Source organism: Duganella caerulea (genome assembly GCF_040362985.1).
Taxonomy (GTDB): domain Bacteria; phylum Pseudomonadota; class Gammaproteobacteria; order Burkholderiales; family Burkholderiaceae_D; genus Rugamonas; species Rugamonas vulcania.
Genome location: NZ_BPWJ01000002.1, coordinates 749,826 through 762,722 on the forward strand (window position 1 = coordinate 749,826; position 12,897 = coordinate 762,722).

Here is a 12,897-nt window from a genome sequence, read left to right on the forward strand (position 1 = left end):
AAGTTGCAAAAGGGTATTTGCATAGCGCAGCTTCTTTGCTATACTCTTGTTTCTGCAGCAAACGGGGGTATAGCTCAGCTGGGAGAGCGCTTGCATGGCATGCAAGAGGTCAGCGGTTCGATCCCGCTTACCTCCACCACGTTGCAGAATTGGTTGTTCGCAGTCCCCATCGTCTAGAGGCCTAGGACATCACCCTTTCACGGTGAGTACGGGGGTTCGAATCCCCCTGGGGACGCCAAGTTGTAGATGTTGTAGTTGACGTTGTTTGTACTGATTGTTTGATGTTTGGCTTACGCTGGATAGATACAAGTAGTGAGAACAAAAGTCGCGCAAGCGGCTTTTATTATTTCTGCGCCCGGGGGGTATAGCTCAGCTGGGAGAGCGCTTGCATGGCATGCAAGAGGTCAGCGGTTCGATCCCGCTTACCTCCACCACTGCGCGGAAGTGATAACGATAGTAATGCCGTAGTTCCAAGGTCCCCATCGTCTAGAGGCCTAGGACATCACCCTTTCACGGTGAGTACGGGGGTTCGAATCCCCCTGGGGACGCCAGCTTTGCCAGGCTGATGAGTAGCAAATGCAGTACGACAGAAGACTTTCTGCGCCCGGGGGGTATAGCTCAGCTGGGAGAGCGCTTGCATGGCATGCAAGAGGTCAGCGGTTCGATCCCGCTTACCTCCACCATTAGCGCAGGAAGCATCGACATGTCCCCATCGTCTAGAGGCCTAGGACATCACCCTTTCACGGTGAGTACGGGGGTTCGAATCCCCCTGGGGACGCCAGCACAGCAAAGCCGCCTTGAGCGGCTTTTTTGTTTTTGCGGCCTTTAACAGCTTGTTGCAAGCCCGACCATGTTTCGGGTTTTTCCTGTAAAAACAAGGGTTTGCTATTGCCAAGCGCGAATTTGACTGCTATGATTCGCGCCTTGGAAAAGTCCCCATCGTCTAGAGGCCTAGGACATCACCCTTTCACGGTGAGTACGGGGGTTCGAATCCCCCTGGGGACGCCAGGATTTTTCCAATAAGGTCAGCGCAGTTGATACGCGCTCGGACAGATTTCTGTCCCCATCGTCTAGAGGCCTAGGACATCACCCTTTCACGGTGAGTACGGGGGTTCGAATCCCCCTGGGGACGCCAGTCAAGCAGTACACATGCAAAAAGCCGCCTCGCGCGGCTTTTTGCATTTCCGGACCTACCACATGATGGGGTTGTACGGGTGCGGCAGCGGGAAGCGGCCCACGTGCAGCTGCGGCCATTGCGTGCCGTACGCCGCGATCTGCGCCGCGCGCGCCACATCCAATCCCAGCGGGTCGTAGACCGCGCCGCCGCCCATCAAGCCGCCGATGTTGCCGCCGATCGCGCCGCCCAGGTTGGCGCCCAGCTGCGGCGAGGGCATCGCCATCGCGCCGGCCTGCTGCGGCGCCACGGCCTGCGCGGGCTGCTGGTTCGCGGCGTTCTGCAAGCCCACCGCCACCAGCACATCCGGCAAGCCGAAACCAATGCGGCCCTGGTCGCCCAGGCTGACGCGGTGCGCGCTGGCGCGGATCAGCTGGAACAGCCGCTCGACCCGCTCGGCCCCGCGCGCCTTGTACTGCGGCGTCTGGAAGTCCGGATGATGCGCCAGCGTCAGCGCGGCCAGCCCGGTCACGTGCGGAGTCGCCATCGAGGTGCCGTCCCAGGCCGCGAAATTATTCGGCGGCACGCAGGATGTGATCGCCACGCCCGGCGCGCACACCGCCACCTGCGGCCCGAAGCAGCTGAACTTGGCCGTGAAATAACCGTAGGCGTCGACGTTCTGGTCCAGCGTCTGCGCGTGGTAGCTGTCGGCCGGGAACTCGTCGAGCTTGCCCACGGCGGCCACCGCCAGCACGTTGGGCGACGAGGCCGGATACTGCACCGCGCCGCTTGAATTGCCGGCCGCGACGATGCAGGCGATGCCGGCCCGCTTGGCGCGCACGATCTGCTGCTCCAGCGCCTCCGACACCTCGGCTCCGCCCAGGCTCAGGTTGACCACGTCGATCTGCTTGTCGATGCAATACTCCAGCGCGTCGATCAGCTGGCTGATCTGGCCGCCGGGGAACAGCTTGCAGGCGTGGACCTCGGCGTCCGGCGCGAAGCCGCGTATGCCCGAGGCGATGTCGGCCGCCGCGATCACGCCGGCGCAGTGCGAGCCGTGGCCCAGCGTGTCCTGGTCCCAGCCCTCGGGATTGGTCTTCTTGTTGAGCACGTCGAAGCCGGCCTTGATGCCGGTGAGATTGGCGTGCGTGGTGGCCGCGCCCGAATCGATGATGGCGATCTTGATGCCCTGGCCGCGATAATTGCCGGGCAGCTGATCGAGCCGCATCGCCTTCTGGCCCCAGCCGTAGGCGCGCTGGCGCGGGAAGCCGGCCAGCGACGGCCAGTCCGACAGCGCGCGCAGCACCACCACGTTGGGCTCGTCGGTGCTGATGTCGGGATCGCGCTGGTAGAAGCTCCAGTAGTCGGCCTTGGGCTTGACGTACAGGCCGCGCACTGATTCCGGCGTTTCGCCGTACAGCGACAGCGTGACCTGACCGTTGGCGTCGGTCACGCCGCTGGCCGGCAGCAGGCTGCCGAACAGCGACACCTCGGCCTCGGCCTGCGGCGCGCCGTCCTTGCCCGTCACGCTGATGACGGCGTTGAGCACCGGGCCACCGCCGGCCGGCATCACGCCGGTCACCATGGCCGGCTGGCGCAGCGCCGGGTCCATCAGGTTCAGGTGCTGGTCATGCTCGACCAGCAGCCGGCCCTGGCCTTGCTGGTGCAGCACGGCGGCTTTCTGCTCCGTCATGCGCGCCACCAGCACGCCCTGCGAGCCGCCCATGCCGTCGGCCAGCGCGCCGAGCACGGATTTGGGGCCGACCGTGTCGACCACCTCGATATCGTTGCTGCTGCGGAGCGCCTGCTCCAGCGCGGAGAACTGCAGCGGCTGGAAGCTCATGGCTTGCAGGCCGTCGGGCTGGCGCGGCGCGATCACGTACTGCTTCTTGCGCGCGGCCACGTTGCGGCCACGGCTGTCGGACGGGCGACGGCCGGGATCGGCGGTGTCGGCCGCCGAGCGCGTTTCGCCGCCGGTGGAGCTGGAGGAGCCGGACGCGCCGCGCGTGGAGCGGCCCGCGTTTTCAGTGGAGGCGGGACCGCTGTCGCCGCCGGAGAGGGTCGGGTCCGGCGACGACGAGGCGCCGTCGTTGGTTGGTCTGGGCATGGACTTTCCTTTCACATCATCGGATCGGACGGCGTGCTGTCGAACAGCGACAGCGGCTGGTCCGGTTCTATCGTTAGTTGTTGGGAGGGCTTGCCGGCGCTGCGGAAATGCAGCTCCAGCAGGCGTGCTTTGTCGGGACTGATTTCAACGACCGCCGTGTGCGGCTGGTCGCGCGGACCGATGACGTCGACCACGTCGATCTCGGGATCGACGTCGGCCAGCGCCAGGAAGTCGGCCAGCGGCGCGCTGTCGGCGGCATGGATCAGATACCGGGCCTTGTTGGCCGACGCGGCTTGCGCTTCTGTCATGGGGATCTCCTTAAAAGAGCAGCGCCCTCCGTGGCCGCCGCCGACGGAGGGCAGGGCTGCGGCGCGGTCGGCGCCGCAGCGGTGGATCAATGCAAGGTCTGGCCGCCGTACAGCGAGTTGGCGGCGTTGGCCAGCTGCGCCTGTTGCGTCAGCTGGGCCAGTTGCGCCTGCTGCTGCGCATAAGCCTGCGTCAGCGGATCGGCGCCGAACGGCAGCATGCCGCCCAGTTGGCCTGCGATGCCGCCGATGGTGTTGCCCAGGCCGGAATTACCGAACGCGCCGCCGATGGCGCCACCCAGCGGCTGGGCCACGCTCTTGATGATGTTGCCGAACCAGCCTTGTGGCGCCAGGCCTTGCAGCTGTTGCAGTTGTTGTAGTTGTTGTTGCTGCGCCGCTTGCTGCGCATAGGCCTGCGTCACCGGGTCAGCCGCGAACGGCAGCATGCCGCCCAGCTGGCCGGCGATGCCGCCGATGGTGTTGCCGATGCCCGAGTGGCCGAAGGCGCCACCGATCATGCCGCCCAGTGGCTGGGCCACGCTCTTGACGATGTTGCCGAACCAGCCTTGCGGCGCCAGGCCTTGCGCCTGCAGCTGTTGCAGCTGTTGCAGTTGTTGTAGCTGTTGCAGTTGCTGTTGCTGCGCCTGCTGCGCATAGGCCTGCGTCACCGGATCGGCCGCGAACGGCAGCATGCCGCCCAGCTGGCCGGCGATGCCGCCGATGGTGTTGCCCAGGCCGGCGTTACCGAACGCGCCGCCGATGGCGCCGCCCAGCGGCTGGGCCACGCTCTTGATGATATTGCCGAACCAGCCCTGCGGTGCGAGCTGTGCTTGTTGCAGCTGTTGCAGTTGCTGTTGTTGTGCTTGTTGTGCGTAGGCTGCGGTCACAGGGTCCACACCCAGCGGCAGGAAGGAGCCGCCGATGCCGCCGGCCGCCTGGCCGATCTGGCTGCCCAGGTGCGAGTTGCCGAACAGGCCGCCGATGCCGCGGCCGATCAGGCCACCCAGCGGCGCGCCGATCAGACTGCCAAAGAAGCCTTGGGGCGCCAAGCCGCCGAACTGTTGCGGTGCTAGTTGTTGTGCATAGTATTGTTGGTACTCGTTCATGGTATCTCCTTGTTGTGGTTGCTGTCGGCCAGCGCGGCCTGAGAGCCGGCGCTGGAAGGGGTTGGACCGGGGGCGCGGGATGAAAGTTTTGGTATTCTTGGTGGCCGCCGGGCGTTAATCAGGTATCATCCAGCCTCTCTTTTTTCTCGATCCGCCATGACGACATTCCGCCGCCTCGACCTGTTCTGCCATGTAGTCGACAACTACGGCGACATCGGCATCTGCTGGCGCCTGGCACGCCAGCTGCGGCGCGAGCACGGCCTGGCCGTCACGCTGTGGGTCGACGACCTGGCCAGCTTCCGCCGCATCTGTCCTGAGGTCGATACCGGCGCCGCCAGCCAGCAGCTGGACGGCGTCACCGTGAGCCATTGGGCCAGCCAGGACGGCGCCTACACGCCGGCCGACGTGGCCGACATCGTCATCGAATTTTTCGCCGTCGACATCCCGCCCGGCTACATTGAGGCGATGGCACAGTGCGAGCCGCGTCCGGTGTGGTTCAACCTGGAGGGCTTGACGGCGGAGGAGTGGGTCGAAGGCTGTCATCGCCTGACGTCGCCGCATCCGCGCCTGCCGCTGACCAAGCACTTCTTCTTCCCCGGCTTCACGGACAAGACCGGTGGCCTGCTGCGCGAGGCGGAGCTTGATGCGGAGCGTCGCAGCTTCCAGTCCTCGCCGGCGGAGATGGCGCAGTTCCTGGCGCGCTTCGGCGTCACGCCGGACGAGATGGCGGCCACCAAGGTCTCGCTGTTCTGCTACCCACACGCGCCGGTGTCGGCGCTGCTGGATGTGTGGCGCGCTGGCGATCAAGCGATCACCTGCCTGGTGCCGGAAGGTGTGGCGGCCGAGGCGGTGCAAGCCTTCCTTGGCGCCGACGCCACGGCCGGCGCCAGCGCCACGCAAGGCGCGCTGACGCTGCGCGTGCTGCCCTTCGTGCCGCAGCCGGACTACGACAAGTTGCTGTGGGCCTGCGACCTGAACTTCGTGCGCGGCGAGGATTCCTTCGTGCGTGCGCAGTGGGCGGGCAAGCCTTTCGTCTGGCACATCTACCCGCAGGACGAGAACCTGCATCACAAAAAACTGCGTGCCTTCCTGCAGCGCTACGCCGCCGGGCTCGATGCGCTTGACGAGTTCTCGCTGCGCTGGAACGGCGCGCCGACGGCGGGCGAGGGCAGCGACTGGACGTCGCTGTGGCAAGCCTTTGCGTGCGAGATGCCGGCCATGGTCGCGCGCGCGGATGTGTGGCAAACGCAAATGCTCAGCAACGGCGATCTGGCCGCCAATTTGATAGCCTTCGCTGCCACGCTGAGATAGGCGGTGCGGGAAAAACAAAGTATAATGCCGGGTTAATCTCTACCTGATCAACCGTGAGCTTTGGGCGTTTCGCCTGGCGACAGATGATTTTTACGCAACCTACTTTTTACGTACACTCTCTATGAAACCTGCAAAAGAAATTCGTGTTGGCAACATCATCATGGTTGACAGCAAGCCTATGATCGTTCTGCGCTCCGACGTCAACGGTTCGAGCCGCACGGGCTTCACCTACAAGTGGAAGATGAAGAATCTTCTGACCAACACCCCGATGGAAAACGTCTTCCGCGGCGACGACAAGTTCGACGTGGTCGTTCTGGACAAGAAGCCAGTGACCTACTCGTACTTCGCTGACCCACTGTACGTCTTCATGGACGCCGACTACGAACAGTACGAAATCGAAGAAGAAAACCTGGGCGACGCGCTGAACTACCTGAAAGACGGCATGGAATGCGAAGCCGTGTTCTACGATGGCAAAGCGATCTCGGTTGAACTGCCAACCACCATCGCACGTCAAGTGGTGTACTCGGAACCAGCCGTCAAAGGCAACACTTCGGGCAACGTCCTGAAAGAAGCCAAGATCGAAAACGCCATCGAATCCAAGCGCCACACCGTGCAAGTGCCACTGTTCGTGAGCCAGGACGACGTCATCGAAATCGACACCCGTACCAACGAATACAAGCGTATCGTTCGTAACTAATCGGTTTTAAGTGCTAAAAAAGCACGCCCAGCATGTGAAATACATGCCGGCGTGCTTTTTTATTGGAAATTGGTAATTATTTTCTGATTTGTAATAATTTTTGTGGTGTAGGTGGCAACACGCTGATATATTTATGCAACGCAATAAATAGTGCGCATTGGTGATCAGTTCAAACTACTCGCGGGGATGGCATGGATCGCAGGGAATTCGTTGGAATCGGCGTCGCGGCGGGCGCCATGGCTGGCAGCAACCGGATACTGGCGGCGCCGGCCGCCGCCGCATCCAAGCTCGGTCCCGGCGGCATCCTCGACGCGGGCGTGTGGGAGCAGCAGCAGATGATGGAGGCCGGCAAGCTGACCTCGCACTCGCTGACCTCGCAATACCTGGCCCGCATCAAGACCATCGACAAGTCCGGCCCCCGCCTCAACGCCATCATTGAAATCAATCCCGAAGCGCTGAAGATCGCGCTGGAGATGGACCGCGAGCGCAACCTCAAGCGCGTGCGGGGTCCGCTGCACGGCATCCCCGTCCTCCTCAAAGACAACATCGCCACCGGCGACCGCATGAGCACCACCGCCGGCTCGCTGGCGCTGAACGGCGTGCGCGCCGCGCGCGACGCGCACGTGGCCGCCCAGCTGCGCGCGGCCGGCGCCGTCATCATCGGCAAGACCAACCTGAGCGAATGGGCCAATATGCGCTCGACGCATTCGGTCAGCGGCTGGAGCGGGCGCGGCGGCTTGACCTTGAATCCGTACTCGCTGGACCGCAACTGCAGCGGCTCCAGTTCCGGCTCGGGCGCGGCGATCGCGGCCGGGCTGGCCACGCTGGCGGTCGGCACCGAGACCGACGGCTCGATCGTCTCGCCGGCCTCGATCTGCGGCGTGGTCGGCATCAAGCCGACGCTGGGGCTGGTCAGCCGCAGCGGCATCATCCCGATCGCGCACTCGCAGGACACCGCCGGCCCGATGGCGCGCAGCGTCGCCGACGCCGCGCTGATGCTGGCCGCGATGACCGGCGTTGACGCCAGCGATCCGGTCACGCGGGAGGGCGCGGGCAAAGCGGGCGACTACCGCGCCGCGCTGGAGAAGGGCGGCCTGCAAGGCAAGCGCATCGGCGTGGCGCGCAACTTCTTCGGCAGTAACGACGAGCTGGACGCGGTGATCGAGAAAGCGCTGCTGGACTTGAAGGCGCAGGGCGCGATCCTGGTCGACACCGAAGTGCCCAACATCAGCAAGTACGGCGACAGCGAGACCGAAGTGCTGCTGTACGAATTCAAGGCCGACCTGGCGGCCTACCTGAAGGAATACGCGCCGCACGCGCCGGTGGCCAATATGGCCGACGTCATCGCCTTCAACCAGAAGCACCACCAGCAAGAGCTGCCGTACTTCGGCCAGGAATACCTGGAACGGGCGCAGGCCAAGGGCGACCTCGACACGCCGGCCTACCGCGACGCCCTGGCCAACAACCAACGTTATTCGCGCGCCGAAGGCATCGACCAGGTCATGCGCGAGCACCGTCTCGACGCGCTAGTGGCGCCAACCGGCGGCCCGGCGTGGCTGACCGACTTCATCAATGGCGACCATTTCGGCGGCAGCTTCTCGTCGCCGGCGGCGGTGGCGGGCTACCCGCACATCACCGTGCCGGCCGGGTACGTGCATGGGCTGCCGGTCGGCCTCTCGTTCGTCGGCGCCGCCTACAGCGAAGCGATGCTGATCCGCATGGCCTACTCGTACGAGCAAGCCACACTGCACCGCCGCGCCCCCCAATTCCCAGCCAGCGTCAACATTGGAAAAGCCTGGGGTCAAGTCTGACATTCGGACACGAGCTCAACCAAAACAGCGGTGGGGTCAAGTCTGGCATTCGGACACGAGCTCTGCCGTAGGCGCGCGCCTACGGCAGAGCTCGTGTCCGAATGTCAGACTTGACCCCAATTTTGTTTGGTCAGGTGACGCCTAGTTCGCGCAAGATTTGTTCTTTCATTTCCTGGAACTCGGGATGGGACAGCTTGCGCGGATGGGGATGCGGTACTTCGAACGTTGCCTGGATCCGTGTCGGCCTCGGCGACAGCACCAGGATGCGGTCGGCCATGAACAGCGCTTCTTCCACATCGTGCGTGATCAGGATGACCGTGTGGCGCTCTTCGGCCAGGATGCGCAGCAGTTCGGTGCGCATCTTCAGGTTCATCAACGCGTCCAGCGCGGAGAAGGGCTCGTCCATGTACAGGATCTCCGGCTTGACGACGAACGCCCGCGCCAGCTCCACCCGCTTCAGCATCCCGCCCGACAGCTCGTGAGGATAGCTGTTCTCGAAGCCCTTCAGCCCCACCATCTCCGCGTAGTGATCGGCCAGCGCCGATTTGTCGCCGTGGCCGTTGCCGGTCAGGCCGAACATCAGGTTCTGCTGCACCGTCAGCCACGGGAACACCGAGCCATGCTGCGAGATCGCGATGCCCTTGGGATTGGGGCCGCGCCGCACCGTGCCGTCGATTCGCACCTCGCCCTCGCTGGGCTGCTCGAAGCCGGCGATGATCTTCATCAGCGTCGATTTGCCGCAGCCCGATGGCCCGACGATGGCGACGAACTCCCCGTCCTTCACATCGAGCGATACGCCGCCCACCACCGGCAGCTCCTTGAAGTTCTTCTTGATTTCCTTGACGACGATCTTAGCGTCCATAGCGCCACCTTACCGATTTGAGGCCTTCGAGTTTGCGCATCACCGCGTCCAGTATCAGGCCGATGACGCCGATGATGATCATGCCGGCGATGACCAGGTCATAGCGGTTGCCGGCGTTGCGCGAGTCCATGATCAGGTAGCCCAGGCCGGAACGCAGCGCGATCATCTCGGCCGCCACCACCACCAGCCACGCCACGCCCAGCGCGATGCGCATGCCGACGATAATCTCCGGCAGCACCGCCGGGATGATCACCTGCCGGAACAAGGTGGTCTTCGACACGCCGAAGTTCTCGGCCGCCCGCAGGTAGCGCCGCTCGATAGTGTGCACGCCGGACGCGGTCTGCACGATCATCGGGAACACGGCGGCGATGAAGATCAGGAAGATCGGCGATACGTTGCCGACGCCGAACCACAGGATGGCCAGCGGTATCCACGCGATCGGCGATATCGGCCGCAGGATCTGGAAGATGGGATTGAGCGTGATGTAGGCCCCGTCCACACGCCCCATCCACAGCCCCAGCGGAATCGCCACCAGCGCCGCCAGCCCGAAGCCGGTGCCGACCCGGAACAACGAGGCGCCGATATGCTCCCACAGCGTGCCGTCTTCGGCCAGTTCCAGCGTGCCTGTCACCACCTGCAGCGGCGTCGGGAAGATCACGCTTTCGGTCTGCACCACGACGATCCACCACAGGGCGATCAGCGCGGTCAGCACCGCCAGCGGCGGCAGGATTTTCTTGAGTTTTTCCATGGCGTCCAATCAGGTTGAGAACAGATGCGGGGCACGCGCCCAGGCGCGCACCGCGCGCCATTTCAATCGCTGCCAGCCGGCGGCCGGCATGGCGTCGACCACCACCCGCATTTGCCCGCTGGCGTGCGCGGTGCAGGCGAAGTCGTTGACGGAGACGGTTTCGAACGGCAGCCGGAAACTCTGGCCCGGCATGATCAGCACCGGCCCGAAAATCTGCGGCACGTTGTCCTTGTTGCGCAGCAGGAGCACGTCGTTCGCCCCCTGCGTCAGGTGGATTTCGGAGGGCAGGATCTCGACCTTGTCGCCGGCCATGCGGCGCGCCCAGGTGCCGTTGGGGATTTCAAACAGCTCGTCGCGCGAGGGCAGGGCGATGGGCGCCAGCGCGGCCCACGCGCACAGCGCCACTCCTGCCATGGCCAGGCACGGTGCGATAAATTTGTGGAGACGCCGCGTCTTCAATTCTTTAACAGCAGCGTGGCGTCGTGCACCACGTCGGCGGCGGTGCGCCCGAACGGCAGCAGCGCGCGCAGGCTGCCCTTGCGGTCGACGAAGTACAGGTACGAGGAATGGCCGATGGTGTAATCGGTCTTGCTACCGTCGATCATTTTTTTTGTGGCGGTGATGCCGTAGTCCTGGCGCACGCGCGCCATCTGCTGCGGCGTGCCGGTGGCGCCGATGAAGGTCGGGTCGAAGGCGCGCAGGTAGTTGCGCATGCGCTCGGGCGTGTCGCGTTCGGGATCGACGGTCACGTAGATCACCTGCAGCTGGCTGGCCTGCGCGCCCATCTGCCGGCGCGCTTCCGCCAGCATCCCCAACGACACCGGGCATACGTCCACGCAGGAGGTGTAGCCGAATTCCAGCAGCACCAGCTTGCCCCGGTACTGGCTTAGTTTCAGCTCCTTGCCGTCCGAGCCGCGCACCGTGAAGTCGGGCGCCATGCGCGGCGGATCGAATACGCCGGCTTTCAGGCCGAGGTTATCGGCGGCGTGCGCGCCGAAGCTGATCGCCATCGCCAGCAGTGCGGTCTTCAACTTGCTCATAGGCTGATGGCGACCGGCTTGATGGCCTTGACGAAGCTCTCGTCCACGTAGGATTCGTAGGCGACGGGGCGCTTGATGGTGCCGGCTTCGATCGACAGCTGCATCAATTCGTCGAACTCGGAACGTATCATGCGCAGGTCGCCGTAGGTCACGCGGTCGGCCGGATTCTGCATCACGAAGCGCAGCACGTTCGGGTCCTGGTTGAAGTACTTGCGGCCGGCGGCGATGGTGATGGCCTTCTCGCGGCTGGCCGGCGTGGCATCGAGCCAGCTGCCGGCGGACTGCACGTAGTTGACCAGCTCCTGCACCAGCGGGCGGTTTTCCTTGATCAGTTCTTCGCGCACCGTCAGCACGCAGCAGATGTAGTTGCGCCATTCGTCGCGCGTCATCGCCAGCGGACGGGCGTAGCCGGCGCGCTGCGCGGCGGCGCCGAAAGGCTCGCCGGTGCAGTAGGCATCCACCGCCTTGGCGTACAGCGCGGCCGGCATGTCCGGCGGCGCCATCTCGATGATCTCGATATCCTTGGGTGTCATCTTCTCCCGCGCCAGCATTTTGCGCAGGAACAGGAAGTCCACCGCGAAGCGGCTCGGGATGGCAATGCGCTTGCCGCGCAGGTCGGCGAATTTCTTGTGCGTGGAGTCGGTGCGCACCATGATGACGGCGCCCGAACGGTGGCCCAGCGAGACGATCTTCACCGGGATGCGCTTGTCCGCCAGGTCCATCACCAACGGCGCCAGCATGTAGGCGGCCTGGATGCGGCCCGTCATCAGGGACTCCTTCACCTCGGGCCAGCCGTTGTACTTGCTGTATTCGAAGCCGCGCGGCAGCGCGCCCGGCTTGCCCATGGACGCGGCCTTCGCCATGCAGGCCACCGGCAGCGTGAGGTTGCAGGTGACGGGCAGGCCGCCCACTTGAATGGGCGCGTCGGCCGCGCGGGCGCTGGATGGCAGTATCAACGGCAGCGCCGGTGCGGCGGCTGTCAGCAAACCGCCCAGCAGCCGGCGCCGCAGCGGTGAATCGGGGGATGGGTCGTCTCTGTTGTCCATGGCGCTCGGCCGTGTTGTATTGTCCTGTAATTGTACTACAGGCCTTTACGCACGAGCACCGGATCGGCGCGATATACCTCCGGCGCGATACGTTTCAGGTTTTCGACCTTGGGCAGGTCGTTGAAGGCGATGTACGGATGGTTGGGGTTAAGCGTCAGGAAGTTCTGGTGATAGGCCTCGGCGGGGTAGAAGGCCTTGTCCATTTCGATCCTGGTCGCCAACGGCTTCTTGAACACATGCGAGGCGTTGAGCTGCGCGATGTACTTTTCCGCCACGCTGCGCTGCACCGGCGATTGCGGGAAGATCGCGGAACGGTATTGCGTGCCGCTGTCCGGTCCCTGGCGATTGAGCTCCGTGGGATTGTGCGCCACCGAGAAGAAAATCTGCAGCAGCTTGCCGTAGCTGATCTGGGCCGGATCGTAGGTGATCTTCACGCTTTCCGCGTGGCCGGTGTCGCCGCCGCTCACGGCATCGTAATTGGCGCTGCGGCCGTCGCCGCCGGCGTAGCCCGAGACGGCGTTGCTGACGCCTTTCACGTGCTGGAACACGCCCTGCACGCCCCAGAAGCAGCCGCCGGCAAAGATGGCGGTTGCGGTGTGGCCGGTGGGTGCCGGTTCATCGACGGCCGGCGGCGCGATCACCACCGCCACCTCCGCCGATACCGCCGGCTGCTGCCACAATGCTACGCCGAAGATGGCGGCGCCGGCCAGCGCCAGGGGACCGCCGTAGTTTTTCAAGATGCTATTCATG

12 protein-coding genes and 8 tRNA genes are annotated in these 12,897 nt (G+C 64.4%); 11 read left to right on the plus strand and 9 right to left on the minus strand.

Features of this window, described 5'->3' with window-relative positions:
* The first annotated feature begins 63 nt into the window (after positions 1-63).
* The 8 genes from ACUJB0_RS08210 (at position 64) to ACUJB0_RS08245 (ending at position 1,135) form a co-directional block, all read left to right on the plus strand.
* Positions 64-139 (plus strand) — tRNA-Ala (locus tag ACUJB0_RS08210).
* Between the two features lie 23 nt (positions 140-162).
* A tRNA-Glu gene (locus ACUJB0_RS08215) sits at positions 163-238 on the plus strand.
* 120 nt (positions 239-358) lie between these two features.
* Positions 359-434 (plus strand) — tRNA-Ala (locus ACUJB0_RS08220).
* A gap of 41 nt (positions 435-475) precedes the next feature.
* A tRNA-Glu gene (locus ACUJB0_RS08225) sits at positions 476-551 on the plus strand.
* 56 nt (positions 552-607) lie between these two features.
* Positions 608-683: transfer RNA gene (locus ACUJB0_RS08230), tRNA-Ala, on the plus strand.
* 22 nt (positions 684-705) lie between these two features.
* Positions 706-781, plus strand: a tRNA-Glu gene (locus tag ACUJB0_RS08235).
* Positions 782-932: 151 nt separating this feature from the next.
* Positions 933-1,008 (plus strand) — tRNA-Glu (locus ACUJB0_RS08240).
* 51 nt (positions 1,009-1,059) lie between these two features.
* Positions 1,060-1,135 (plus strand) — tRNA-Glu (locus tag ACUJB0_RS08245).
* 55 nt (positions 1,136-1,190) lie between these two features.
* Here ACUJB0_RS08245 and ACUJB0_RS08250 read toward each other — a convergent pair.
* From ACUJB0_RS08250 to ACUJB0_RS08260, 3 genes are all read right to left on the minus strand, one after another.
* Complete coding sequence (locus tag ACUJB0_RS08250) at positions 1,191-3,221, minus strand: S8 family serine peptidase (protein ID WP_444844792.1); 2,031 nt, start codon at positions 3,219-3,221, stop codon at positions 1,191-1,193.
* An 11-nt stretch (positions 3,222-3,232) separates the two neighbouring features.
* On the minus strand, positions 3,233-3,529 hold the full coding sequence (locus ACUJB0_RS08255; protein WP_444844793.1) for a hypothetical protein: 297 nt from the start codon (positions 3,527-3,529) through the stop codon (positions 3,233-3,235).
* Between the two features lie 86 nt (positions 3,530-3,615).
* A complete protein-coding gene (locus ACUJB0_RS08260; RefSeq protein WP_444844794.1) occupies positions 3,616-4,632 on the minus strand; it encodes a hypothetical protein in 1,017 nt (338 codons plus the stop codon).
* 156 nt (positions 4,633-4,788) lie between these two features.
* On the opposite strand from ACUJB0_RS08260, the gene earP reads away from it, so the two are divergent.
* The 3 genes from earP (at position 4,789) to ACUJB0_RS08275 (ending at position 8,451) form a co-directional block, all read left to right on the plus strand.
* Entirely contained in the window at positions 4,789-5,943 is a 1,155-nt protein-coding gene (gene earP, locus ACUJB0_RS08265) for an elongation factor P maturation arginine rhamnosyltransferase EarP (RefSeq protein ID WP_444844795.1), read from the plus strand.
* Between the two features lie 121 nt (positions 5,944-6,064).
* Positions 6,065-6,640 (plus strand): elongation factor P, encoded by a 576-nt coding sequence (locus tag ACUJB0_RS08270; protein ID WP_161084696.1) that lies wholly within the window; start codon positions 6,065-6,067, stop codon positions 6,638-6,640.
* Positions 6,641-6,831: 191 nt separating this feature from the next.
* Positions 6,832-8,451 carry an amidase gene (locus ACUJB0_RS08275; RefSeq protein ID WP_444844796.1) on the plus strand — a complete coding sequence of 540 codons (1,620 nt, stop codon included), beginning with the start codon at positions 6,832-6,834 and terminating at the stop codon, positions 8,449-8,451.
* 130 nt (positions 8,452-8,581) lie between these two features.
* Here the strand turns inward: ACUJB0_RS08275 and ACUJB0_RS08280 are convergent, their stop codons facing one another.
* Genes ACUJB0_RS08280 through msrA form a run of 6 tightly spaced genes read right to left on the minus strand, consistent with a single transcriptional unit; the run spans position 8,582 to position 12,896 of the window.
* Positions 8,582-9,313, minus strand: coding sequence for an ABC transporter ATP-binding protein (locus ACUJB0_RS08280; protein WP_444844797.1), 732 nt, complete (start codon positions 9,311-9,313; stop codon positions 8,582-8,584).
* Positions 9,303-10,061, minus strand: a complete 759-nt coding sequence (locus tag ACUJB0_RS08285; protein ID WP_444844798.1) for an ABC transporter permease — start codon at positions 10,059-10,061, stop codon at positions 9,303-9,305. Before ACUJB0_RS08285 ends, ACUJB0_RS08280 begins: the two co-directional genes overlap by 11 nt.
* A 9-nt stretch (positions 10,062-10,070) precedes the next feature.
* Complete coding sequence (locus ACUJB0_RS08290; RefSeq protein WP_444844799.1) at positions 10,071-10,475, minus strand: cupredoxin domain-containing protein; 405 nt, start codon at positions 10,473-10,475, stop codon at positions 10,071-10,073.
* 41 nt (positions 10,476-10,516) lie between these two features.
* Positions 10,517-11,101 carry an SCO family protein gene (locus ACUJB0_RS08295; protein WP_444844800.1) on the minus strand — a complete coding sequence of 195 codons (585 nt, stop codon included), beginning with the start codon at positions 11,099-11,101 and terminating at the stop codon, positions 10,517-10,519.
* Positions 11,098-12,147, minus strand: coding sequence for an ABC transporter substrate-binding protein (locus ACUJB0_RS08300; protein ID WP_444844801.1), 1,050 nt, complete (start codon positions 12,145-12,147; stop codon positions 11,098-11,100). The genes ACUJB0_RS08295 and ACUJB0_RS08300 overlap by 4 nt, the downstream gene beginning before the upstream one ends.
* Before the next feature lie 35 nt (positions 12,148-12,182).
* A complete protein-coding gene (msrA, locus tag ACUJB0_RS08305) occupies positions 12,183-12,896 on the minus strand; it encodes a peptide-methionine (S)-S-oxide reductase MsrA (RefSeq protein ID WP_444844802.1) in 714 nt (237 codons plus the stop codon).
* Position 12,897 lies beyond the last annotated feature (1 nt).